General features: G+C 72.2%; 14 protein-coding genes and 1 pseudogene. 10 read left to right on the plus strand and 5 right to left on the minus strand.

Annotated features, from left to right (window positions below; translation table 11 throughout):
• The first annotated feature begins 134 nt into the window (after nt 1-134).
• The 4 genes from ABD327_RS27380 to ABD327_RS27395 are packed head-to-tail and all read left to right on the plus strand — an operon-like array spanning nt 135 to nt 5,072.
• Nucleotides 135-1,082 (plus strand): ABC transporter permease, encoded by a 948-nt coding sequence (locus ABD327_RS27380; protein WP_344454281.1) that lies wholly within the window; start codon nt 135-137, stop codon nt 1,080-1,082.
• Nucleotides 1,079-1,984 (plus strand): ABC transporter permease, encoded by a 906-nt coding sequence (locus tag ABD327_RS27385; RefSeq protein ID WP_344454283.1) that lies wholly within the window; start codon nt 1,079-1,081, stop codon nt 1,982-1,984. Before ABD327_RS27380 ends, ABD327_RS27385 begins: the two co-directional genes overlap by 4 nt.
• Entirely contained in the window at nt 1,981-3,465 is a 1,485-nt protein-coding gene (locus ABD327_RS27390; protein WP_344454285.1) for an ABC transporter ATP-binding protein, read from the plus strand. The genes ABD327_RS27385 and ABD327_RS27390 overlap by 4 nt, the downstream gene beginning before the upstream one ends.
• Entirely contained in the window at nt 3,462-5,072 is a 1,611-nt protein-coding gene (locus tag ABD327_RS27395) for an ABC transporter family substrate-binding protein (protein ID WP_344454287.1), read from the plus strand. Before ABD327_RS27390 ends, ABD327_RS27395 begins: the two co-directional genes overlap by 4 nt.
• Here ABD327_RS27395 and ABD327_RS27400 read toward each other — a convergent pair.
• The 5 genes and pseudogenes from ABD327_RS27400 to aceB form a co-directional block, all read right to left on the minus strand.
• A complete protein-coding gene (locus tag ABD327_RS27400) occupies nt 5,051-5,677 on the minus strand; it encodes a hypothetical protein (RefSeq protein WP_344454340.1) in 627 nt (208 codons plus the stop codon). The genes ABD327_RS27395 and ABD327_RS27400 overlap by 22 nt on opposite strands.
• A 143-nt stretch (nt 5,678-5,820) precedes the next feature.
• A pseudogene (locus ABD327_RS27405) lies at nt 5,821-7,077 on the minus strand ((Fe-S)-binding protein); the annotation flags it as partial.
• Nucleotides 7,078-8,196: an FAD-binding oxidoreductase gene (locus ABD327_RS27410; protein WP_344454289.1), complete on the minus strand. Its 1,119-nt coding sequence runs from the start codon at nt 8,194-8,196 to the stop codon at nt 7,078-7,080.
• Complete coding sequence (locus ABD327_RS27415) at nt 8,196-9,620, minus strand: FAD-linked oxidase C-terminal domain-containing protein (RefSeq protein ID WP_344454291.1); 1,425 nt, start codon at nt 9,618-9,620, stop codon at nt 8,196-8,198. The genes ABD327_RS27410 and ABD327_RS27415 overlap by 1 nt, the downstream gene beginning before the upstream one ends.
• Nucleotides 9,621-9,663: 43 nt before the next feature.
• A complete protein-coding gene (aceB, locus tag ABD327_RS27420) occupies nt 9,664-11,259 on the minus strand; it encodes a malate synthase A (protein ID WP_344454293.1) in 1,596 nt (531 codons plus the stop codon).
• Between the two features lie 206 nt (nt 11,260-11,465).
• On the opposite strand from aceB, the gene hflX reads away from it, so the two are divergent.
• The 6 genes from hflX to ABD327_RS27450 all read left to right on the plus strand — a co-directional run bounded on the left by hflX (nt 11,466) and on the right by ABD327_RS27450 (nt 20,369).
• Complete coding sequence (gene hflX / locus ABD327_RS27425) at nt 11,466-12,881, plus strand: GTPase HflX (protein ID WP_344454295.1); 1,416 nt, start codon at nt 11,466-11,468, stop codon at nt 12,879-12,881.
• Nucleotides 12,882-13,195: 314 nt separating this feature from the next.
• Nucleotides 13,196-14,407, plus strand: a complete 1,212-nt coding sequence (gene hutI, locus ABD327_RS27430; protein ID WP_344454298.1) for an imidazolonepropionase — start codon at nt 13,196-13,198, stop codon at nt 14,405-14,407.
• A gap of 216 nt (nt 14,408-14,623) precedes the next feature.
• Nucleotides 14,624-15,460 (plus strand): DegV family protein, encoded by an 837-nt coding sequence (locus ABD327_RS27435; RefSeq protein WP_344454300.1) that lies wholly within the window; start codon nt 14,624-14,626, stop codon nt 15,458-15,460.
• Nucleotides 15,461-15,717: 257 nt separating this feature from the next.
• Nucleotides 15,718-16,740 (plus strand): ComEA family DNA-binding protein, encoded by a 1,023-nt coding sequence (locus tag ABD327_RS27440; RefSeq protein ID WP_344454302.1) that lies wholly within the window; start codon nt 15,718-15,720, stop codon nt 16,738-16,740.
• A 601-nt stretch (nt 16,741-17,341) separates the two neighbouring features.
• On the plus strand, nt 17,342-18,934 hold the full coding sequence (locus ABD327_RS27445; protein WP_344454304.1) for a ComEC/Rec2 family competence protein: 1,593 nt from the start codon (nt 17,342-17,344) through the stop codon (nt 18,932-18,934).
• Complete coding sequence (locus ABD327_RS27450; protein ID WP_344454306.1) at nt 18,885-20,369, plus strand: site-specific integrase; 1,485 nt, start codon at nt 18,885-18,887, stop codon at nt 20,367-20,369. Before ABD327_RS27445 ends, ABD327_RS27450 begins: the two co-directional genes overlap by 50 nt.
• Nucleotides 20,370-20,380 lie beyond the last annotated feature (11 nt).

Raw genomic sequence — 20,380 nt, forward strand, 5'->3', positions numbered from 1 at the left:
TCATACTCTTGGCGGGGGACGACCGACCGGCCCTTCCTCCTTTGCTCCCATGCCCGTCCGCGCGAATGGCGTGAACGGACGTCGCCCATCGTGATATCTCACTTGCTCTCTGTTGTCACCCGACGGGAGCGGTGATGCTGGTCCTGCTCGTCCGCCGCTGCTCGTCCGCCCTGATACTGGCGGCCGTGGCGGCCAGCCTCGGCTACCTGCTGGCCGGGACGGGCCTCGACCCGCGCGCACGCCTGGAATCGGCCCGGCCGCGGCCCCCGCAGGCGGCGATCGAGGCCGAACTGACCGCGCTGAACCTCAACGACCGCACCCCGCTGCACACCCGCTACCTGACCTGGGCGTCCGGAGCGGTCCGCGGGGACTTCGGACGCACCCTGCGCGGCACCCCCGTCAGCGGGGAGCTGCCCCGGAGGCTGCGGACGAGCCTGCTCCTGCTGCTGCCCGGCACCGTGCTGGGAGCCGCGCTCGGGGTGCTGCTGGGGGCCCTCTCCGCGCTGCACCCCGGCACGGACAAGGCGCTGACGGTGCTGTCCCACGTGCTGCTGGCCATGCCCGTCTTCGTGCTGGCGGTCCTGCTGCAGCTGGGGGCGCAGCACGTCAACGCCGCGACGGGAACGCACCTCTTCCAGTGGACGGGCGACGGGACGGGCCTCGCCTCGCGGCTGCAGCACCTGGTCCTGCCGACCGCGACGGTCGCGCTGATCCAGGCGGCCCTCTACAGCCGCTACCAGCGGGCGCTGATGCGCGACCTGCTGGAGGCCGAGCACGTGCGGGCGGCGCGCGCCCGCGGCCTGGGCCTCCACCGGGCCTTCTTCAAGCACGGGCTGCGCACCGCGCTCGTCCCCACGACCACCTTCTTCGCCTACGACCTCGGCCTGCTGCTGCTCGGCGCCGCCTTCATCGAGCAGGCCTACGGGAGGCACGGGATGGGCGCGTGGCTGCTGGACTCGCTGCGCCAGGCCGACCCGCACCCCGTCGCCGCCTGCGTCGCCCTGGCCGCGCTGCTCGTCCCGGCGGCCACCGTCCTCGCCGGGGCCGCGCGCCGCCTCCTCGTCCCCGGGAGCCGGGCATGACGGATCTCGCGCACCCGCTGCGGCGGAGCGGCCGCCGCCTCCGGAAGGGCGGAAGGCCCGGGGGGCTCGACCGGTTCAGGCCGCGCGAGGACGGCCCGGTGCGGCGGTCGTTCCGGGACAGGGCCGCCGTGTGCGGCGCCGTCCTGCTGGCCTCGCTGCTGCTCCTGGCCCTGTTCGGGGCGCTCGGCCGGGACTGGCGGGCACTGGACCTCGCCGCCCTGCGCGAACCGCCCTCGGCCCGCCACTGGTTCGGCACCACCGGCACCGGCCGCGACATGTTCGCGCTCAGCCTGCGCGGCATGCGCCGCTCCCTGGCCGTCGGGCTCGCCGCCGGGCTGCTGGCCACCGCGGTCGCCGCCGTCGCGGGGGCCTTCGCCGGACTCGTCGGCGGCGCGCTCGACCGGCTGCTCATGGGCACCGCGGACCTCCTGCTGGTGCTGCCGGGCGTCCTGCTGGTGGCCGTCCTGGCACCCGAAGGCGCCTCGTGGGGCACGGTCGTGCTGCTCCTCGCCGCCTTCCTCTGGCCTCTGACCGCGCGGGCCGTCCGGGCTCAGGCCCGCGCGCTCAGGGAAAGCGAGTTCGTCCTGGCCGCCTTCTGCCTGGGCGCGTCCCGCCGCCGCGTCGTCCTGCGCCACCTGCTCCCCAACCTGGCCGGCCTCCTGGTCGCCGACGCCACCGTCAACGTGGGCCTGGCCGTCATGGGGGAGAGCGGGCTGGCCTTCCTCGGCTTCGGCGTGCGCCCCCCGGACGTCTCCCTGGGCACCCTGATCGCCGACGGGACCTCCGCCGCCACCGTCTACCCCTGGCTGTTCGTCCCGCCCGCGATCCTGCTGACCCTGATCGTTCTGGCGGTCAACCTGCTGGGCGACGGCCTGCACCGCGCCCTGGGCCCGGACTCGTGAGCCCGGCGAGCCTGGAGGTCCGTGGCCTGGGCGTGGCCTTCGGCGGACGCCGGGTCGTGCGCGGCCTGTCCTTCGACGTCGCCGCGGGCGAGACCGTCGCGCTGGCGGGCGCGTCGGGCGCGGGCAAGTCCGCGACGGCGCTGGCCCTGCTGGGCCTGCTGCCCCGCGGCGCACGCGCCGAGGGCGAGATCCGCCTCCTGGGCCGGCCCCTGTCCGGCCTGCGCGAACGCGACTGGTCCCGGATCCGGGGCCGCGACATCGCGATGGTCTTCCAGGACCCCCTGGCCGCGCTGAGCCCCGCCTTCACCGTGGGCGCCCAGGTCGCCGAGGCGGTCCGGGCGCACGCCGCCCGCCGGGGCGCCCGCGCGCGGGCCGCCGAACTCCTGGAGTCCGTCGGGATCCCGTCCGCCCGCCACCGCGCCTACCCCGGCGAGCTGTCCGGCGGCATGCGCCAGCGCGTCCTCATCGCGATGGCGGTGGCCCACCGCCCCGCCGTCCTGGTCGCCGACGAGCCCACCGCCTCCCTGGACCCGCTCACCCGCGACCAGATCCTCGACCTCCTGCGCGACCTGTGCGCCGCGAGCGGCACGGCCCTCCTTCTGATCTCCCACGACGCCGAGGTGATCGCCCGCCAGGCCGCCCGGGTGCTGACCCTCGGCGACGGCCGCCCGTCCGGCACACCGCGCGGACCGGCCGCGGCTCCCTTCTCTCGCGGACTCGCGTCAAAGCAGGAGGACATGTCCGGCGGTGGCGGGCGCGGGGACGAGGAGGAGGGAGCGCAGGCCCCTGCGGAGCGGGAGGGGCGCGCGGCGCGGGCCGGGGCGGCGGTGCTGGTCGTCCGGGGGCTGGGGCGGAGGAGGGGCGCGGTCGGAGTGCTGGACGGGGTCGCGCTAGAGGTGGGAGAAGGCGAGATCGTGGGGCTGTCCGGGGCGTCGGGGGCGGGGAAGACCACGCTGCTGCGGGAGGTGCTGCTCCTGGAGCGGCCGCAGGAGGGACGCATCGAGGTCTGCGGCCGGGACGTGGCGGGGCTGTCCCGGACGGCGCGGCGGGAGCTGAGGGGATTGGTCCAGCCGGTGTTCCAGGATCCCTGGGCGTCGCTGAACCCGCGGATGACGGTGCGGCAGATCGTGGCGGAGCCGCTGCGGGTGCACGGGCTGCCGGTCCCGGGACGGGTGGAGGAGCTCCTGGAACTGGTGGAGCTGCCGGAGGAGATGGCGGAGAGGCATCCGCGGGCGCTCTCCGGGGGGCAGCGCCAGCGGGTGGCGATCGCGCGGGCGCTGGCGCCCTCGCCCCGGCTGCTGCTGGCCGACGAGCCGGTGTCGGCGCTGGACGCGCGGGCCAAGGCGGGGATCACGGAGCTGCTGGGCGGGCTGCGGGACCGGCTGGGCCTGGCCTGCCTGCTGGTCTCCCACGACGAGGACGTGCTGGCGGAGCTGGCGGACAGGGTCCTCGTCCTGCGGGACGGGCGGATCCGTCCGTGAGGCCGTCCGTCTGGAGCGCGGCGCTCTCAGCGCTGCCGCTGGCCGCGGTGGCCGCCTGCGCCGTGCCGCGGGAGCCGGTCCCGGACGGGCCTCCCGCCCTGGCGGACGTGCGGCCCGCCCCCCGGGACCGCGTCCGGGACGGGGGCGTGCTGCGCTGGCCGCTGCCGTCGTTCCCGGGCCAGTGGAACTTCAACCAGGTGAACGGGATGGACGGAGCCTCCGAGCTGGTGCTGCGGGGGCTGATGCCGTTCACGATGGTCAGCGACGCGCGGGGCGTGGTGCGGCCCGACCAGGACTACGTGCTGAGCGCGACGGCGCGGGCGGGGCGCCGGCAGGTCGTCCGGTACCGGGTGAACCCCCGCGCCCGCTGGTCCGACGGGAGGCCGCTCACCTACCGGGACTTCGCGGCGCAGGCCAGGGCCCTGTCCGGGAGGGACGAGCGGTTCCGGCTCGCCAGCAACGTGGGGTACCGGCAGATCGCCTCGGTGCGCAGGGGGCGGAGCGACACCGAGGTCGTGGTGACGTTCCGGGAGCCGTTCGCCGACTGGAGGGTGCTGTTCAACCCGCTGTATCCGGCGGAGACGAACAGCCGCCCCGAGCTCTTCAACGAGGGATGGCGCGGGCGGATACCCGTCACGGCGGGCCCGTTCCGGGTGGGGACGCTGGACGAGGCGGGGCAGTCCGTCACGCTGGCGCGCGACCCGGCCTGGTGGGGGCGGCCCGCCAAGCTGGACGAGATCCGGTTCCGGGCGCTGGCCCCGGCGGCGCGGGCCGGCGCCTTCGCCAACCGGGAGCTGGACCTGCTGGACGTGGGGGACGATCCGGGCGCCTACCGGCGAGGCACCGCCCTGCCGTGGGCCGAGGCGCGGCGCGCGGCGGGGCCGGACTGGCGGCATCTGACGTTGAACGCGGGCCGGGGGCCGCTGGCCGACCCGTCCGTCCGGCGGGCGGTGCTGCTGGCGCTGGACCGGCGGCTGCTGGCCAGGGCGGCGCTGGAGCAGCTCGACAGCCCGGCCGAGACACTGGGCAGCCACTTCCTGACCAGCGGGAGACCCGGTTACCGGGATCTGGCCCCGGCTCCGGACCTCGGTCTGGCGCGGGCGCTGCTGGCCGGGGCGAGGCCGTCGCTGCGGTTCGTCGTCCCGGCGGGCAACCCCGCCGCCCGGGACGAGGCCGAGCTGATCCAGGCCATGCTCGCGCGGGCCGGTCTCCGGGTGGTGCTGCGGGCGGTTCCGCAGAACGAGCTGATCAGCGGCCACGTGGTGCGCGGGGACTTCGACCTGGTGTCGTTCTCCTGGCTGGGCACGCCGTTCCCGGTGTCGGACATGGCGTCCGTCTTCACCCGTGACGGGGGGCAGAACTTCACCGGCGCCGGCAGCGCGCGGATCGACGCGCTGCTGGCGAGGGCGGGACGGGAACTGGACCCGGAGCGGGGGGCCGCGCTCGTCGGCCGGGCCGACGCACTGCTGTGGAGTCAGGCCGCGGTGATCCCGCTCTACCAGCGGCCCCAGCTGGTGGTGCTGGACCGCGGGCTGGTCAACGTGGGGGCGAGGGGGCTGCGGCAGCTGCAGTACGAGGACATCGGCTACGGGAGGGGGAGCCCCTGAGCGATCCGGTTCCTGACGAAGCGCACGTCCCACACGTAGAGCCTGAGGTTCGCGGCATCGGCGGACTCGGTGACGGGGTCCTCGGTGGTCACGCGGACGATGAAGGACGCGCCGGCGGGCATGTACTGGTCGACCCCGTCGGGAGAGGGCCGCGCGTCGCCCACGAAGCCCACGATCTCCGACTCGGTCGGAGGGCTGCACAGGCCGACCTCGGTTCCCTCCTGGTCGACGCACGCCTCGTTGCCGGACTCCTCCTTCGGGAGGAAGAGCTGGCCGGGGGCCTCGAACGGGGCGGTCCGCCCGCTGGTGTTGGCGACCAGGTACTCGATGTAGGCGCGGCGTCCGGAGTCCAGGCCCGCCTTGATCGCGCCCAGGGAGTAGGAGAAGTCCTCGGTGCTGGTGAACCCCAGCTGCGTCCCGGTCCTGGGGGTGCTCGCCGCGGCGGGGACGTTCCCGCTCGCGGGGTCCGCGGTCTCCCCTCCGGAGCGGACGAGGAACACGACCACGCCGACGGCGACCACGGCGACGGCTGCGGCGATGACCCCGGGAAGGGCTTTCCCGGGGCTCTTCTTCCTGGCGGACCTGGCGCGGTGCGTGCCTGACAACGATTTTCCCAAGGGTCGAGTAAGGGGTTGCTGGCGCAGCATATTGGAACGATCTGGGACAAAACACCACAGGGTGGCACGTAGGGGCAATAGTTGTTACAGAAAGGGAATAAGTCGAGCCTTTCGATCATCGAGGAGACGCCCAGAACGCCGGGACCAAGGCCGCGTAGCGAGGCGTCGAGGACCTGCGCGGGATGCGCGACCGCCACCTCCCTGCCCTGCCTGCGCAGCGCCGTGGCGATCTGCAGGGTGCAGCCGGGATTGGCCGCGACCAGCAGGCTCGCGTCCGTCGCCGCGACGTTCGCCGCCTTGCGGTCGCCCAGCTCGTTCGCCGCCTCCGGCTGGAACAGGCCGTAGGTGCCGGCGGAGCCGCAGCAGATGTCGGGCTCGGCGACCTCCCGCAGCTCCAGGCCGGGGATGCCCGCCAGCAGCGAGCGCGGCTGGGCCCGGACGCCCTGGCCGTGGGCGAGGTGGCAGGCGTCGTGGTAGGCGGCGGTGAGCTCCAGCGGGTGGCGCTCGGCACGGGGGCCGAGCTCGGCCAGGAACTCGCTGAAGTCCTTCGTCTTCGCGCCGAGGGCCTCCGCGCGGCCCGCCCACTCCGGCTCGTCGGCCAGCAGCGCGGCATAGTCCTTCATCGCCGAACCGCAGCCGGCGGAGTTGACGACGATGACGTCGGCCGTCTCGAAAGCGGTGATCGTGGCCCTGGCGAACCTCCTGGCCTCCTCGTTCCGTCCCGCATGAAGGGAGAGCGCGCCGCAGCAGCCCTGCCCCTTGGGGACGAGGACGTCGCAGCCCTCCATCGCCAGCACGCGGGCCGTCGCGGAATTGACCTGCGGGAAGAACTCGCGCTGGACGCAACCGGTGAGCATGCCGACGGTCGCCCGCCGTCCGCCGCGGGCCGGGACCAGCTCGGGCAGCCGGTAAGCGCGGCCCAGCGGGGGCGCCAGGCGCTCCATCGCGGCCAGCGCGGGACTGAGCCGCTCCAGGACCGGGCCGACGATCCTGCTCAGCCCGCTCTTCTGGTAGAGCCGAAGCGGCCCGCGCAGGGCCCGCAGCCGTGCCGGATGGGTGAAGAGCGCGAAGACCGCCCCGCGAAGGGCGCGTTCGGCCGGAGTACGCGGGTGGACGCGCTCGACCTCCTCGCGGGTGGACTCGATGAGCCGGTCGTAGCGGACCCCCGACGGGCAGGAGGTCACGCAGGCCAGGCAGCCCAGGCACGCGTCGAAGTGCCCGGCCATCTCCGGGGTGAGGGGCGTCCCCTCGTGGTGCTGCTGCATCAGGTGGATACGGCCGCGCGGAGAGTCCATCTCCTCACCCCACAGCACGTACGTGGGGCACGTCGGAAGGCAGAACCCGCAGTGGACGCAGTCACCGAGGAGCTCGCCGAGTTCGTCGCTCAATCAAATGCCTCCGATGAAGCGGCCGGGGGACAGCCGGTGGCCGGGATCGAACTGGTCCTTCACCCTGCGCATGAGGGGCAGCGCGGGGGAAGGGCCCCAGAGGTCGAGCTTCTCCCGGACGTCCGCGGGAGCGTGGCGGACGACCGTGGGCAGGTGCTTCCGCAGCTCGGGGACGAGCCGGACCGCGGTCTGCGCGGACGTGCCGAGGAACCAGACGCCGGAGCCCGCCGAGCCGCGCGGCCACGCGTCACGCACGGCCAGGAGCAGGGGAAGGTCCGTCGGCTTGCCCTGGACCTCCAGCAGGACCTCGCCGTCGGGGTAGCGGCCCCACCAGGCGGGAGCCGTGTCCGCGGCCTCGGCGCCCCCGCCCAGCAGCGCCACGGCCTCCTCCGCGCGGCGGCGGGCGGCGGTGCCCTCGAACAGGGCGGCCACCGTGCCGTCGCCGTCCACCTCGATCGCGCTGGGCACCAGAGGGCTGTGCAGGAGCGCGCGCACGCGGATCCAGGGGTCGCGCCCGTCCGTCGTGACGTATACCCGCTGCTCCGGAAGGGGGTGCAGCCGGAAGGACGCCTTGACGATGAGGCCCAGCGTCCCGAACGAGCCGGTGTAGAGCTTGCCGAGGTCGTATCCGGCGACGTTCTTCACGACCTTGCCGCCGGACTTCACGATGGTCCCGTCCGCGCGGACGACCGTGACGCCGATGAGCAGGTCCCGGGCCGTGCCGTACAGGAGCCGCCTGGGGCCCGCGGCGGCCGTCGCCACCAGGCCGCCGACGGTGGAGGGGAGCGGAGAGTCCAGGGCGAGCTGCTGGCCCGTCGTCCGCAGGACGTCCTGCAGGGATCGCACGGGCAGGCCCGCCTCGACCGTCACGACGAGGTCGCCCGCGGCGTGCTCGATCACCCGGTCGAGCTTGCGGGTGTCGATGACGACGTCGCACGCCCGCGGCGCGCCGCCCCAGTGGAGGCGGGTGCCGTTGCCGCGCGGGACGACCGTGAGGCCCTCCTCGTGCGCGACGCGCATGACGGCGGCGGCCTCCGCGACGGTCGACGGCTCGACCACGTACCGGGGGCGGACGCCGAGGACCGCGTCCTCGTCGGTGACCGGGCGGGAGTCGAACATCAGAACAGCTCTCCGTCGGGCGGGCCCTTGCGGACCCGGGGGACCTCGCCGCACAGGCGGGGAGTGGGGAAGACCTTGCCGGGGTTGCACAGGTTCGGGGGATCGAACGCGCAGCGGACCATCTGCATCGTGTCGAGGTCCGCCTCGGTGAACATGCGGGGCATGTACCGCGCCTTGTCCACGCCGACGCCGTGCTCGCCCGTGATGGAGCCGCCGTGCAGGATGCACAGGTCGAGGATCGCGCCGGAGACCTCCTCGGCGCGCTCGGCCGCGCCCTCCTCGGCGTCGTCGAACAGGACGAGCGGGTGCAGGTTGCCGTCCCCGGCGTGGAAGACGTTGGCGACGCGGACCCCCGACTCCCGCGACAGGCGGTCGATGCTCGCCAGGACCTCCGGGAGCGCCGTCCGGGGGATGACGCCGTCCTGGACGATGTAGGCGGGGGAGACGCGGCCGACGGCGGCGAAGGCCGACTTGCGGCCCTTCCAGATGAGGGCGCGCTCGGCGTCGTCGCGGGCCACGCGCTGCTCGAACGCCCCGGCCTCGGCGCACAGGCGGCGCACCCGGGCGAACTGGTCGGCGACCTCGGGTTCGGGGCCGTCCAGCTCGACGATGAGCACGGCCGCGGCGCCCGCCGGGTAACCGCAGGCCACGGCGGCCTCCGCCGCCTCGATCGCGAGGGCGTCCATCATCTCGACGGCGGCCGGGACGATGCCCGCGCCGATGATCGCGCTGACCGCGGCGCCGGCCGTCTCGACGGAGGGGAAGGCGGCCAGCAGCGTCTCGACCGTCTGAGGCGCCCGGGTGAGCTTCACCGTGATCTTCGTGGTGATGCCCAGGGTGCCCTCGGAGCCGATGAACACGCCGAGGAGGTCGTAGCCCGGGCCGTCCCCGAGGGTGGTGATCTCGCCGTCCGGGGTGACGATCTCGCAGGCCAGCACGTGGTTGGCGGTGAAGCCGTACTTCAGGCAGTGCGCGCCGCCGGAGTTCTCCGCGACGTTCCCGCCGATGGAGCAGATCTGCTGGCTGGATGGGTCGGGGGCGTAGTAGTAGCCGTGCGGGCGCACCGCCTTGGTGACGTCCAGGTTGATGACGCCCGGCTCCACCACGGCCCGCTGGTTGTCCAGATCGACCTCCAGGATGCGGCGCATCCTGGAGGTGACGATCAGGACGCCGTCCGTGCGGGGCAGCGCCCCGCCGGACAGGCCGGTGCCGCTGCCGCGCGCGACGTACGGGACGTTCGCGTCCACGCACGCGCGCACGACGGCGGCGACCTCCTCGGCCGATTCGGGCAGCACCACCAGGCCGGGAACGGCCCGGTGGTACGTCAGCCCGTCGCACTCGTAGGTGCGCAGCCTCACGGGATCGTCGATGACGGAGTCCGGACCCAGCAGTTCACGGAAGCGCTCGACCAGTCTCCGCGGCATCGGCTCTCCTCGTCCTTCGCCTTCCCGTCCTCGCGTTCTCGCCTCAGGGGAAGCGGACGTAGGCCGGGGTGGTGAGGAACTCGCTGTACTCGTCGGCGAGGGTGACCTGCTTGAAGAGCGCCACCGCCTCGTTGTACTGGTCGGAATTGTAGGCCTCGCCCAGCTCCTCCTGGATCTTGGCCAGTTCCTCGTCGAGCAGCCCGCTGACCAGGTCCTTGGTGATGAGGGTGCCGTCGGGGAGCTTGATCCCGTTGTAGATCCACTGCCAGACCTGAGAGCGGGAGATCTCGGCGGTCGCCGCGTCCTCCATCAGGTTGTGGATCGCCACCGCGCCCGAGCCGTTCAGCCACGCCGCCAGGTAGCGCAGCGCGACGTCGATGTTGTTGCGCAGGCCCGCCTCGGTGATCTCACCGGGGGTCTTGTCGACGGCCAGCAGGTCGGAGGCCGAGACCCGGACCTCCTCGCGCAGGCGGTCGCGCTGGTTCGGCTTGTCGCCCAGGACGGAGTCGAAGACCTCGCGGCAGACCGGGACCAGGTCGGGGTGGGCGACCCAGGAGCCGTCGAAACCGTCACCGGCCTCGCGGGTCTTGTCCGCGCGGACCTTCTCGAGCGCGACCCGGTTGATCTCCTCGTCCTTGCGGGACGGGATGAACGCGGCCATGCCGCCGATCGCGTGCGCGCCGCGCTTGTGGCAGGTGCGCACCAGCAGCTCGGTGTAGGCGCGCATGAACGGGGCGGTCATCGTGATCGCGTTGCGCTCGGGCAGGACGAACTCCGCGCCGCGGGAGCGGAACTTCTTGATGACCGAGAACAGGTAGTCCCAGCGGCCGGCGTTCAGGCCCGCGGAGTGGTCGCGCAGCTCGTAGAGGATCTCCTCCATCTCGAACGCGGCCGGGATCGTCTCGATCAGGACGGTGGCGCGGATGGTGCCGCGCGGCAGCTCCAGCTCGTCCTCGGCGAGGTTGAAGGCGTCGTTCCAGAGGCGGGCCTCGAGGTGCGACTCCATCTTCGGCAAGTAGAAGTACGGGCCCTTGCCCTTGTCGAGCTGGCGGCGGGCGCTGTGGAACATGTACAGGCCGAAGTCGAACAGCGAGCCGGACATCACCTTGCCGTCGACGGTGACGTGCTTCTCCTCCATGTGCCAGCCGCGCGGGCGGACGACGATGGTGGCGAGCTCGGCGTCGGGCTTGAGGGAGTAGCTCTTGCCGGACTTCTCGTCGGTGAAGTCGATCGTGCGGTCGAGGGCGTTCCGCAGGCTGAGCTGGCCCTCGATCATGTTGTTCCACAGCGGGGTGTTGGCGTCCTCGAAGTCGGCCAGCCACACCTTGGCGCCCGAGTTGAGGGCGTTGATCGTCATCTTCCGGTCGGTGGGGCCGGTGATCTCGACCCGGCGGTCCTCCAGGCCGGGGGCGGGCTCGGCCACCCGCCAGGTGTCGTCGGAGCGGACCCCGGCGGTCTCGGGAAGGAAGTCCAGGGTGCCGCCCCGGTTCAGCGCCTCCTGCCGCTCGGCGCGCTTGGCCAGCAGCTCCAGGCGGCGCTCGCCGAACTCGCGCTGCAGAGCGCCGACGAACTGCAGGGCCTCGGGGGTGAGGATCTCGTCGAATCGCTCGTTGGTGGGTCCGGTGACCTCAACGCCCATGATCGGGACCTTTCTTCGCGTCTGCCGATTTCGTCAGGTGAAAAGATACTTCTGAGTAATGAAAAGCCTAGCTTCCGGGGAGGGGGTCCTTCAAAGCGGGGGTGTGGAAATCCGAAGGAAACCCAGATGAACTCGACCGGGGCGTCATGGCAGGCTGGACATGGAAGAACCCGCCGTCGCCCGGTGTTGGTACAGCCAGGAGGAACATGACTGAGTTCAATTCTCGCCCGTTCGAAGATCACGAGACCACGGGGGAGTTCGATCTCGCCGACAGGCACGCCCTGCGGCGGGTGGGCGGCCTGTCCACGGAGCTCCGGGACGTCACCGAGGTCGAGTACCGCGCACTGCGGCTGGAACGGGTGGTCCTGGTCGGCGTCTGGACGGAGGGCACGCTCGAGCACGCGGAGAACTCGATGCGCGAACTGGCCCTGCTGGCCGAGACCGCCGGCTCGGAGGTGCTCGAGGGACTGATGCAGCGGCGCGCCAAGGCCGACCCGGCCACCTACATCGGTTCGGGCAAGGCCGAGGAGCTGGCGGACGTGGTGCTGGCCACCGGCGCCGACACCGTGATCGCCGACGGCGAGCTCGCGCCCTCGCAGCTGCGCACCCTGGAGGAGATCACCAAGGTCAAGGTCATCGACCGCACCGCGCTGATCCTCGACATCTTCGCCCAGCACGCCAAGTCCCGCGAGGGCAAGGCCCAGGTCGAGCTCGCCCAGCTGGAGTACCTGCTGCCCCGCCTGCGAGGCTGGGGCGGCAACCTGTCCCGCCAGGTCGGCGGCCGGGCGGCCGGCGGCGTCGGCATCGGAGGCCGCGGCCCCGGTGAGACCAAGATCGAGCTGGACCGGCGGCGCATCCGCACCCGGATGGCCAAACTGCGGCGCGAGATCGCCGAGATGTCCAAGTCCCGGGTGACCAAGCGTGCCTCGCGCCGGGCCCGCGGGGTGCCGTCGGTGGCGATCGCCGGCTACACCAACGCGGGCAAGTCCTCGCTCCTCAACCGGCTGACCGGGGCGGGGGTGCTGGTGGAGAACGCGCTGTTCGCCACCCTGGACCCGACCGTGCGCAAGGCCGCCACCCCGTCGGGCAGGCTGTTCACGCTGACCGACACCGTGGGGTTCGTCCGGCACCTGCCGCACCAGCTCGTCGAGGCGTTCCGCTCCTCCCTGGAGGAGGTCGCCGAGGCGGACCTGATCCTGCACGTGGTGGACGGCTCCGACCCCGAGCCCGAGGCGCAGATCGCCGCGGTCCGCGAGGTGCTCTCGGAGGTGGACGCCGCGTCGATCCCCGAGCTCATCGTGATCAACAAGGCGGACGCGGCCGACCCGATGACCGTCTCCCGGCTGCGCCGCGCCTACCCGCGCAGCGTGGTGGTGTCCGCGCGGACCGGCGCGGGCGTCGGCGAGCTGATGGAGCTGGTCGAGGCCGAGCTGCCGCAGTTCGACCGCAGGGTGCACGTGCTGGTGCCCTACGCCCAGGCGGCGCTGGCCGCCCGGGTCCACGCCGAGGGCGAGATCCTCAAGACCGAGCACCGCGAGGAGGGGACGGAACTCGTCGCCCGGGTGCCCCTGGATCTCGCCGTCGAACTCGAGGGCTTCGAGGTGGCGCCGTCGGCGCCCTGACCCGCGCCGGGTGACCCCGGACAGGTCACCGAAGGGCTACAGATAGCGCGTTCGGGCCCCGTCAGGGGCCCGTTCGCTCTAAGGTCGTGAGGAACTTTCCCGGACCGTGCCACGTTTGCTGTCAAGAGGTTGTATGGCGGGCCTGACGTGCACTACCGTGACGAAACCGATATCTCCGGTCTCGTCGCTCCCGGTGCTCAGCCGAGCACCGGTCGGTACCCGCCACCCGGCATCCAGTCGGACGGCACGAACGAGAGCAGGTGGCTCTTGACGTCCGGTCGATCCCTCCCAGCCGACGGTTCGGTGACACAACTATGACGGTTCGCCTGCTGACGAACATCGGACGCCTGTGGACCGGCACCGATGTCTGCAGCAACGCCGCGATCCTCATCCACAAGGATCGCATCGTGTGGGCCGGACAGGCTTCCGACCTCCCCTCCAGCGTTCCCGGCGTCATCGACGACATCGTCGACGTCGACCACGTGGAGAACCTCGGCGGCGGGCTCGTCACCCCCGGACTCATCGACGCGCACTCCCATCCCGTCTACGCCGGGAACCGCTGGGCCGAACTGGCCATGCGCACCAGCGGCGCCAGCAGCCAGGAGATCGCCTCGGCGGGCGGCGGCATCGGCTCCACCGTCACCGTCACCCGGGGCACCGACCCGTGGACGCTGTGCAACAGCGTGCGCGAGAGGCTGCGCGCCTGGGTGCTGTCGGGCACCACCACCGTCGAGGCCAAGACCGGCTTCCACCTCACCAGGGACGGCGAGCTCGCCGACATCCGCATGCTGCGCTCCCTGGAGAACGAGCCGGCCATGCCGCGCATCCACGCCACCCTCCTGGCCGCCAACGTGCTGCCGCCCGAGTACTTCGGCCGCCGCCGCGACTACGTGGAGGCCGTCCGCCAGTGGACCGCCGACGCCGCCGCGGCCGGAGCCGACAGCGTCGACGTCTACTGCGACGAAGGGCACTTCACCGCCGACGAGGCCCGCGTCATGCTCTACACCGGCAAGCAGGTCGGGCTGAAGCCCCGCATCCACGCCTGCACGTCCGACCGCAGCGGCGCCGCCCAGGTCGCCGCCGAGATCGGCTGCGCCTCCGCCGACCTGCTCACCGAGGCCTCCGAAGAGGACATCAAGGCGCTCGCGCACGCCGGCGTCACCGCCACCGTCTGCCCCGGCAGCGCCCTGCGCACCGGCCGCAAGGCCCCGGTGCGCGCCATGCTCGACCGCGGCGTCACCGTCGCGCTCGGCACCGACCACAACCCCGGCGAGTGCGGCATCACCTCGATGCCGCTGGTCGTGGGCCTGGCCGTCGCGATGTTCGGGATGAGCGTCACCGAGGCCCTGCGCGCCGCCACCATCGGCGGCGCCGCCGCCCTGCGCGTCTCCGACCGCGGCACCCTCTCCCGCGGCATGTACGCCGACATCGTCCTGTGGGACGCCGACCACGAAGGCGCCTTCGCCTGGGCCTACGGCCTCCGCGCCCTGCGCGTCTGGCGCGGCGGCACCCCCGTCCAGGCCTGACCACCCGTCCGGTCCTCCGCGTTCGGAGGGGTGGCCGTCCCGTTTAGGGTTGGTCTTTCATTACCTCTACGTCACAAGCCCGGTTTCGGTGCGGTGTCCTGCCGTCCGTGCGGGCGCGGTGCCGTGATTCGGGCATATTGCGGAGACCTGGAATCGGCAGCGCCACAGTCACGTTGACGTGACGAGGGGTTAACGCTATCTGGGTACGGTGCGGACATGGGTGTTGCGATAGTCACGGATTCCTCCGCTCATCTGCCTCCCGAGTCGATCACACGGCACGACCTGGAGGTGGTCCCGCTTCAGATCATCATCGGGGGGGCCTCCTACGAGGACGGTTTCGTCACCACGGACGATCTGGCCGAAGCGATGCGCGAATGGCGGCCGGTGTCGACCTCCCGGCCCTCCCCGGAGCGTTTCGCCCAGGCCTATAAGGCCGCGGCCGGAACCGGGGCCTCCGCCATCGTGTCCGTCCACCTGTCGGGCACGATGTCCGGCAGCCTGGAATGCGCCCACCTCGCGGCGGAGGAGGCGTCGGTCCCCGTCCGCGTCGTCGACAGCCGCACCATAGGCATGGCCCTCGGCTTCGCCGCGCTCTCCGGAGCCCGGGCCGCCGCGGAAGGAGCCTCCCTGGACGAGGTCGAGGACGTCACCCGCCGCCGCGCCGAGAAGAGCAGCACGCTCTTCTACGTCGACACCCTGGAGTACCTGCGCCGAGGCGGCCGCATCGGCGCCGCCGCCGGATTCCTGGGCACCGCGCTGCGGGTCAAGCCGCTCCTGCACCTGGCCGAGGGCCGCATCGCGCCTCTGGAGAAGGTGCGCACCTCCTCCCGCGCCCTGGCCCGGATGGAAGAACTGGTCCTGGCCCGAGCCGGGGACTCCGAGGTCGACATAGCCGTCCAGCACGTCGCGGCCTCCTCCCGCGCCGAAGCCCTCGCCAACCGCCTGCGCGACCGCGTCCCCCGCCTCCGCACCCTCCACGTCACCGAAGTCGGCCCCGTCATCGGCGCGCACGTCGGCCCAGGCACCCTCGGCGTGGCCATCAGTCCCCTCTGAACGATCCACGGAAGAACGTGGGCCTGGCGGCGTACTGCCCGTGGCTGGACGCGTGCTGACGCGCGCTGAACGATCCACGGAAGAACGTGGGCCTGGCGGCGTACTGCCCGTGGCTGGACGCGTGCTGACGCGCGCTGAACGATCCACGGAAGAACGTGGGCCTGGCGGCGCACTGGCCGTGGCTGGACGTGCGCTGAACAATCCACAGAACGTCGTTCGGTGACTTCTCATGTGCGGAGGGTGTCTAGCGTCGGGGTATGAGCAGACGCCCGGTCGCACAGAGCCAGCGGTTCTCCGAGTCCGGCATGTTCGGTGAGGAGCCGGACGCGCCGCCCGCCGCCTTTTTACGAGCGGGTCCGCAGCCGCCCAAGGGCGAGCGGCGGTCCCGTCCGGATGAACGCCTCTGGCAGGGGGCGCACGAGCCCGCGTCCACGTACGACGGCCGGCGTTCTGACGACTGGACGGAGCAGGGCGATTCCTCGGAACCCTCCTCGGGACGGGCGATGTGGGCCGATGACGAACCCCGGCCGGGGCCGGTCTCCGCGGTCCCGCCGAAACCGCGCTACTCCTTTCGGGGTGCGGGAGGGTTCGGCACGGCCCTGGAACGCTGGGACCCGGGCATCACCGGCGCCCGGGCGCTGGCCGTCGTCGGCCTGATCGCCGCCCTCGCGGCAGGCGTCCTGCTGTGGACGAGCCGCCCCGAACCCGAACCGGTCCCCCCGTTCGCCGGCGGACCGGACTCCCCGCTCCCGCCCTCCGCCGAGCTCCAGAGTCGGTCCGCCGCGGATCTCCAAGCACAGCCCGTGGCGGCTCCCACCACGGCGCTCACCGGGGACCCGCTGGTAGTCCACATCACCGGCGACGTCCGCACCCCGGGAGTGGTGACCCTCCCGCCCGGCTCCCGGGTGACCGACGCGCTGAAAGCCGCGGGCGGCCTGCGCAGGAACGGCAAGGTCGGCACCGTCAACCTGGCCCGCAGGCTCACCGACGGCGAACAGATCATCGTGGGGTCCGACGCCCCGGACCCTCCCGTCCCCGTGGCGGGGCCCGCCGCCCCGGCCGGCCCCGGCGGCCCGGGCACACCCCTGGACCTCAACACCGCGACCCTGGAACAGCTCCAGGAACTCCCCGGCGTGGGCCCCGTCCTGGCCCAGCGCATCCTCGACCACCGCACCGAGAACGGCCTCTTCCGCACGGTCGATCAGCTCCAGGACGTCAACGGCATAGGCGAACGCCGCTTCGCCGACCTGAAGGACAAAGTCCATGTCACCCGACCCTGATTCCGCGACCCCGCCTGAGCCCGGCACGCCTGAGCCCGGCACGCCTGAGCCCGGCACGCCCGAGACCGCCCTCGCTCGTCCCCGGACCGGCCCCATCCCGCCTCCGGCGGCCTCTTCCCCGTCTGCCACGCCCGATCCGCCTGCGGGGCACTCCGCCGACCTTCGCCTGGTGGCCCCCGCCCTGTCCGTCTGGTCCGCCGCCTTCCTCCTGCTCTCCGCCCCGCCGGCCCTCGCCTACCTGACGGCCGCTCTCTGCGCCCTCCCCGGGTTCCTCCTTCTGGCCGCCCCCTTCCGCCGCCTGGGAGGGAAACCGCTCCACCGCACCTCTGAGAACGATCGACTCCTCGCGCTTTCCGGGGGCCGGGGAATCCGTCGGGAACAGCGGTCCGACTCCGGGGGCCGTCTTCCCCTCCACCCGAGCGGTGGCACAAGAGGTGCATCTCCTGCCCGTTCCTGCGGCACCGACAGGAAAGGGGAGCTCTTCACCTGTTCCTGCAGCGGTTGCGTAGGGGCTGCGTCTCGTGGGTGTTCCTGTGGCGGTGACGCGAAGGACGCGTCTCGGGGGTGTTCCTGCGGTGCTGGTGAAGGAGGGGCGTCTCGTGTGCCTCTTCGCCGGGACGAGGGGGTGAGGAGGCCGTCGGGGTTCCGGGCGGCGCGGGGGCTGGCGGGGGTGGTGCTGGTGCTGGGGGCGGCTTCGGCTGTGGGGACGGGGCTGCGGGTGGAGTCGGTGCGGGGAGGAGCGGTGCGGGAGGCGGCGGAGCGGGGGGTGAACACGACCGTGGAGGTCGTGGTGAAGGGGGAGGGGAGGGTGAGTGACAAGGGAGTGGTGATCGTGGAGGGAAGGGCGGTCTGGGTCGGGCTGGGAGACGGGATGCGGGTGCGGACGCCGGTGGTGGTGCTGGCGAGGCAGGAGGGGTGGCGGGAGGTCGAGAGCGGGCAGCGGGTGCGGACGCGGGGACGACTGGCGGTTCCCGACCGGGGGGAGCTGCTGGGAGCGGTGGTGCTGGCCCGGGGCGGGCCCCAGGTGGTGGGGGAGGCGGGAACGGCCCTGCGGGCGGCCGCCGCGGTGCGGGACGCGATGCGGGAGGCGGTCCGAGGGCTGGAGCCGGGGGCGCGCGGAGTCGTGCCCGCCATGGTGCTGGGGGACACGGCGGGCATCGGCGCGGAGCTGAAGGAGGAGTTCAAGCGGTCGGGCCTGGTGCACTGCCTGGTCGTCAGCGGGGCGAACTTCTCGATCCTGGTGCTGGTGGTGCTGTGGGCGGCACGCCGCGCGGGTCTGGGCAACCTGCTGGGGGCGGTACTCGCCGGAGCCGTGGTGCTGGGCTTCGTGCTCGTCGTGGGAACGGAACCGAGCGTGCTGCGGGCGACCGTCATGGGCCTGATCGGGCTGACGGCCGTGTGCCTCGGCCGCGAACGGCAGGGCGTGCCCGCTCTGGCCGCGGCGGTCGTCGTGCTGGTGCTGGGCGACCCGGGGCTCGCCCGCTCCTACGGATTCGCCCTGTCGGTGCTGGCCACTTCCGGGCTGCTGGTGCTCGCCCCGCGCTGGCGGGACCGGCTGTCCGGCGCCGGGCTGTCCCGGAGGTCGGCCGAGGCGATCGCCATCCCCCTGGCGGCGCAGGCCGCCGTCGGCCCGGTCCTGGTGCTGCTGTCGGGCACGGTCAGCCTGGTCGCCGTCCCCGCGAACGTGCTGGCGGCCCCAGCCATCGCCGTCGCGACGGTCTGCGGTTTCCTGACGGCCGCCGTGGCCCCCTTCTTCCCCGGTCTGGCGACTTTGACGGTCCGCCCCGCGGGCTGGGCGGCGGGCTGGGTCATCTCGGTGGCCCGAGCCTTCGCCGCCGTCCCCTACGGCTCTGTCCCCTGGCAGCAGGGCCTCCTGGGCGCGCTCCTCCTGGTGGTCCTCACCACGGCCCTGGTGGCGGCCGTCCGCCACCGAGCCCCCCGCAGGCTCATCGCCGCGGCTCTCGCGGGTCTGGCCGTCGCCGCCCTCGGCCTCCGCCTGACCGCCCCCGCCTGGCCTCCCCGCGACTGGCGCCTGATCGCCTGCAGCTACTTCCCTATTAAATCTTCGTGTTGCCCAAGAGGCTGTTGCGAAGAGGGGGAGCATGTTGGGTTCAGCATGGCGTGTCCACTGGGTGGCGGGGGCGGTGGCGACTGTGGGTGGTCACCTGCTGTTGGAGAGTTGGGCGGATCTTGAGGAGCGGGAGCAGGCTAGTCGGGTCGACCCAGGGGATCCGTTCCTGACAGATCCGGATTACCGGGTGGATGCGCGTCTGACGCGTTATTTCACCAGATCATCTTTTGCGCACCTGTCGAGTGAGACCAAGCGGAATTACACAAAGGACTGTTGTCTGTTCTTCAACTTCCTGTGGGCCCGTGACAAGGATTGGTGGCAGGCGGAGTCGGAGGATCTGCTTGACTTCGAAGATTGGCGTCGGTGGTCTCCGCGTAACCCGAGGCGCATCGGTGGGGCGAAGTGGAACCGGGAACTGGCTGCGCTGAGGCATCTTTATGCATGGGCAGTACGGCAGCGTTATGTGGCTGTCAGCCCTGTGACCGAGCGAGAGGTCATCGGCCGTCATGGCGAGGTGATCCGGGTGCCGGCGGCCCGAGCGAAGGACGTCCGTTCTAGCAACGTCAAGTGGTTGACGCCTAGGGCGTATCGGCTTTGGCGCGACGTCGGGTTGCGGGGCTATGACGCGGACGGCCGTCGCGATCAGCACTGGTATGGCCGCAACGATGACCGGAACGCCGCCTATTCTGATCTGCTGTTTTCCTCAGGAGTACGGCGCACCGAAGGCGGATCATTGCTGACGATCGAGGTTCCTGAGCGGGCAGGTGAGAATCGCCGATTCTACGCTGGTCGGCTCGGCCGGGAGGTGACCAAGAGCCGACGGGAACGGACTTTTTATATCTCGGCGGAGGCGCTGGCGGCAGTGGAATCCTATTGCCTGACCACCCGGCGGGCGGTGATTCGTCGAGCACAGGCAAAGAGGCGCTATGAGCAGTTGGACGGGATCCTGGTGGTGACGAGGCAGACCGGGCGCCAGGGTTCGATGCTGCACTGGCGTGATGCTGCAGGCAGGTCGGTTCGGCGGCCGCTGACAAGTTTGGACGTCTCGGAGAGGGCATTGCTGTTCGTTGAGGGGCCGGGGGGCTTGGAGCCGCTGTGGTTGTGGCTGTCGGAGTCCGGGATGCCGTTTCTCCCGCATTCGTGGGAGGCGGTCTACCGGGCGGCGTCGCAGCGGTGCCAGAAGGTCCTCGCTGGCAAGGTCGCCTCCCCGCCGTTCTTCACACCCCATATGGCCAGGCATTCCTTTGCCCTGCACATGCTGGTGGCGCTCCAGCACGTACACGACCGGAGATTCGGCTTGACTCCGAAGGAGCGCCGCGACTTCCGGCTGCTCTACGGCGATGTGTGGCGGATGGTCAAGGACCTGCTGGGCCACCAAAGCGAGGAGACAACGCGCAACATCTACCTTGCGCCGGTCGCTGACCTCCAGGTGCGATCGCTGCTCCTGGATGAGTCCGGTCCGGATACCACCGACTTGCTGGCGGCGATCGCACGCATGTCGGAGCAAGTGATGGATACCGATGATTTCGCTGTGACCGCAGCTGAGGAGGCGCCATGAGACGGGGATCT

The sequence above is a fragment of the Actinocorallia aurantiaca genome, from assembly GCF_039533685.1.
In the GTDB taxonomy this organism is placed as follows: Bacteria; Actinomycetota; Actinomycetes; order Streptosporangiales; family Streptosporangiaceae; genus Actinocorallia; species Actinocorallia aurantiaca.

What these genes read in the sequence shown, in the direction of transcription:
- aceB (WP_344454293.1), bottom strand. Translation starts at nt 11,259, where the DNA reads ATGGGCGTTGAGGTCACCGGACCCACCAACGAGCGATTCGACGAGATC.
- ABD327_RS27435 (WP_344454300.1), top strand. Translation starts at nt 14,624, where the DNA reads ATGGGTGTTGCGATAGTCACGGATTCCTCCGCTCATCTGCCTCCCGAG.
- ABD327_RS27380 (WP_344454281.1), top strand. Translation starts at nt 135, where the DNA reads ATGCTGGTCCTGCTCGTCCGCCGCTGCTCGTCCGCCCTGATACTGGCG.
- hutI (WP_344454298.1), top strand. Translation starts at nt 13,196, where the DNA reads ATGACGGTTCGCCTGCTGACGAACATCGGACGCCTGTGGACCGGCACC.
- ABD327_RS27415 (WP_344454291.1), bottom strand. Translation starts at nt 9,620, where the DNA reads ATGCCGCGGAGACTGGTCGAGCGCTTCCGTGAACTGCTGGGTCCGGAC.
- ABD327_RS27440 (WP_344454302.1), top strand. Translation starts at nt 15,718, where the DNA reads ATGAGCAGACGCCCGGTCGCACAGAGCCAGCGGTTCTCCGAGTCCGGC.
- ABD327_RS27410 (WP_344454289.1), bottom strand. Translation starts at nt 8,196, where the DNA reads ATGTTCGACTCCCGCCCGGTCACCGACGAGGACGCGGTCCTCGGCGTC.
- hflX (WP_344454295.1), top strand. Translation starts at nt 11,466, where the DNA reads ATGACTGAGTTCAATTCTCGCCCGTTCGAAGATCACGAGACCACGGGG.
- ABD327_RS27385 (WP_344454283.1), top strand. Translation starts at nt 1,079, where the DNA reads ATGACGGATCTCGCGCACCCGCTGCGGCGGAGCGGCCGCCGCCTCCGG.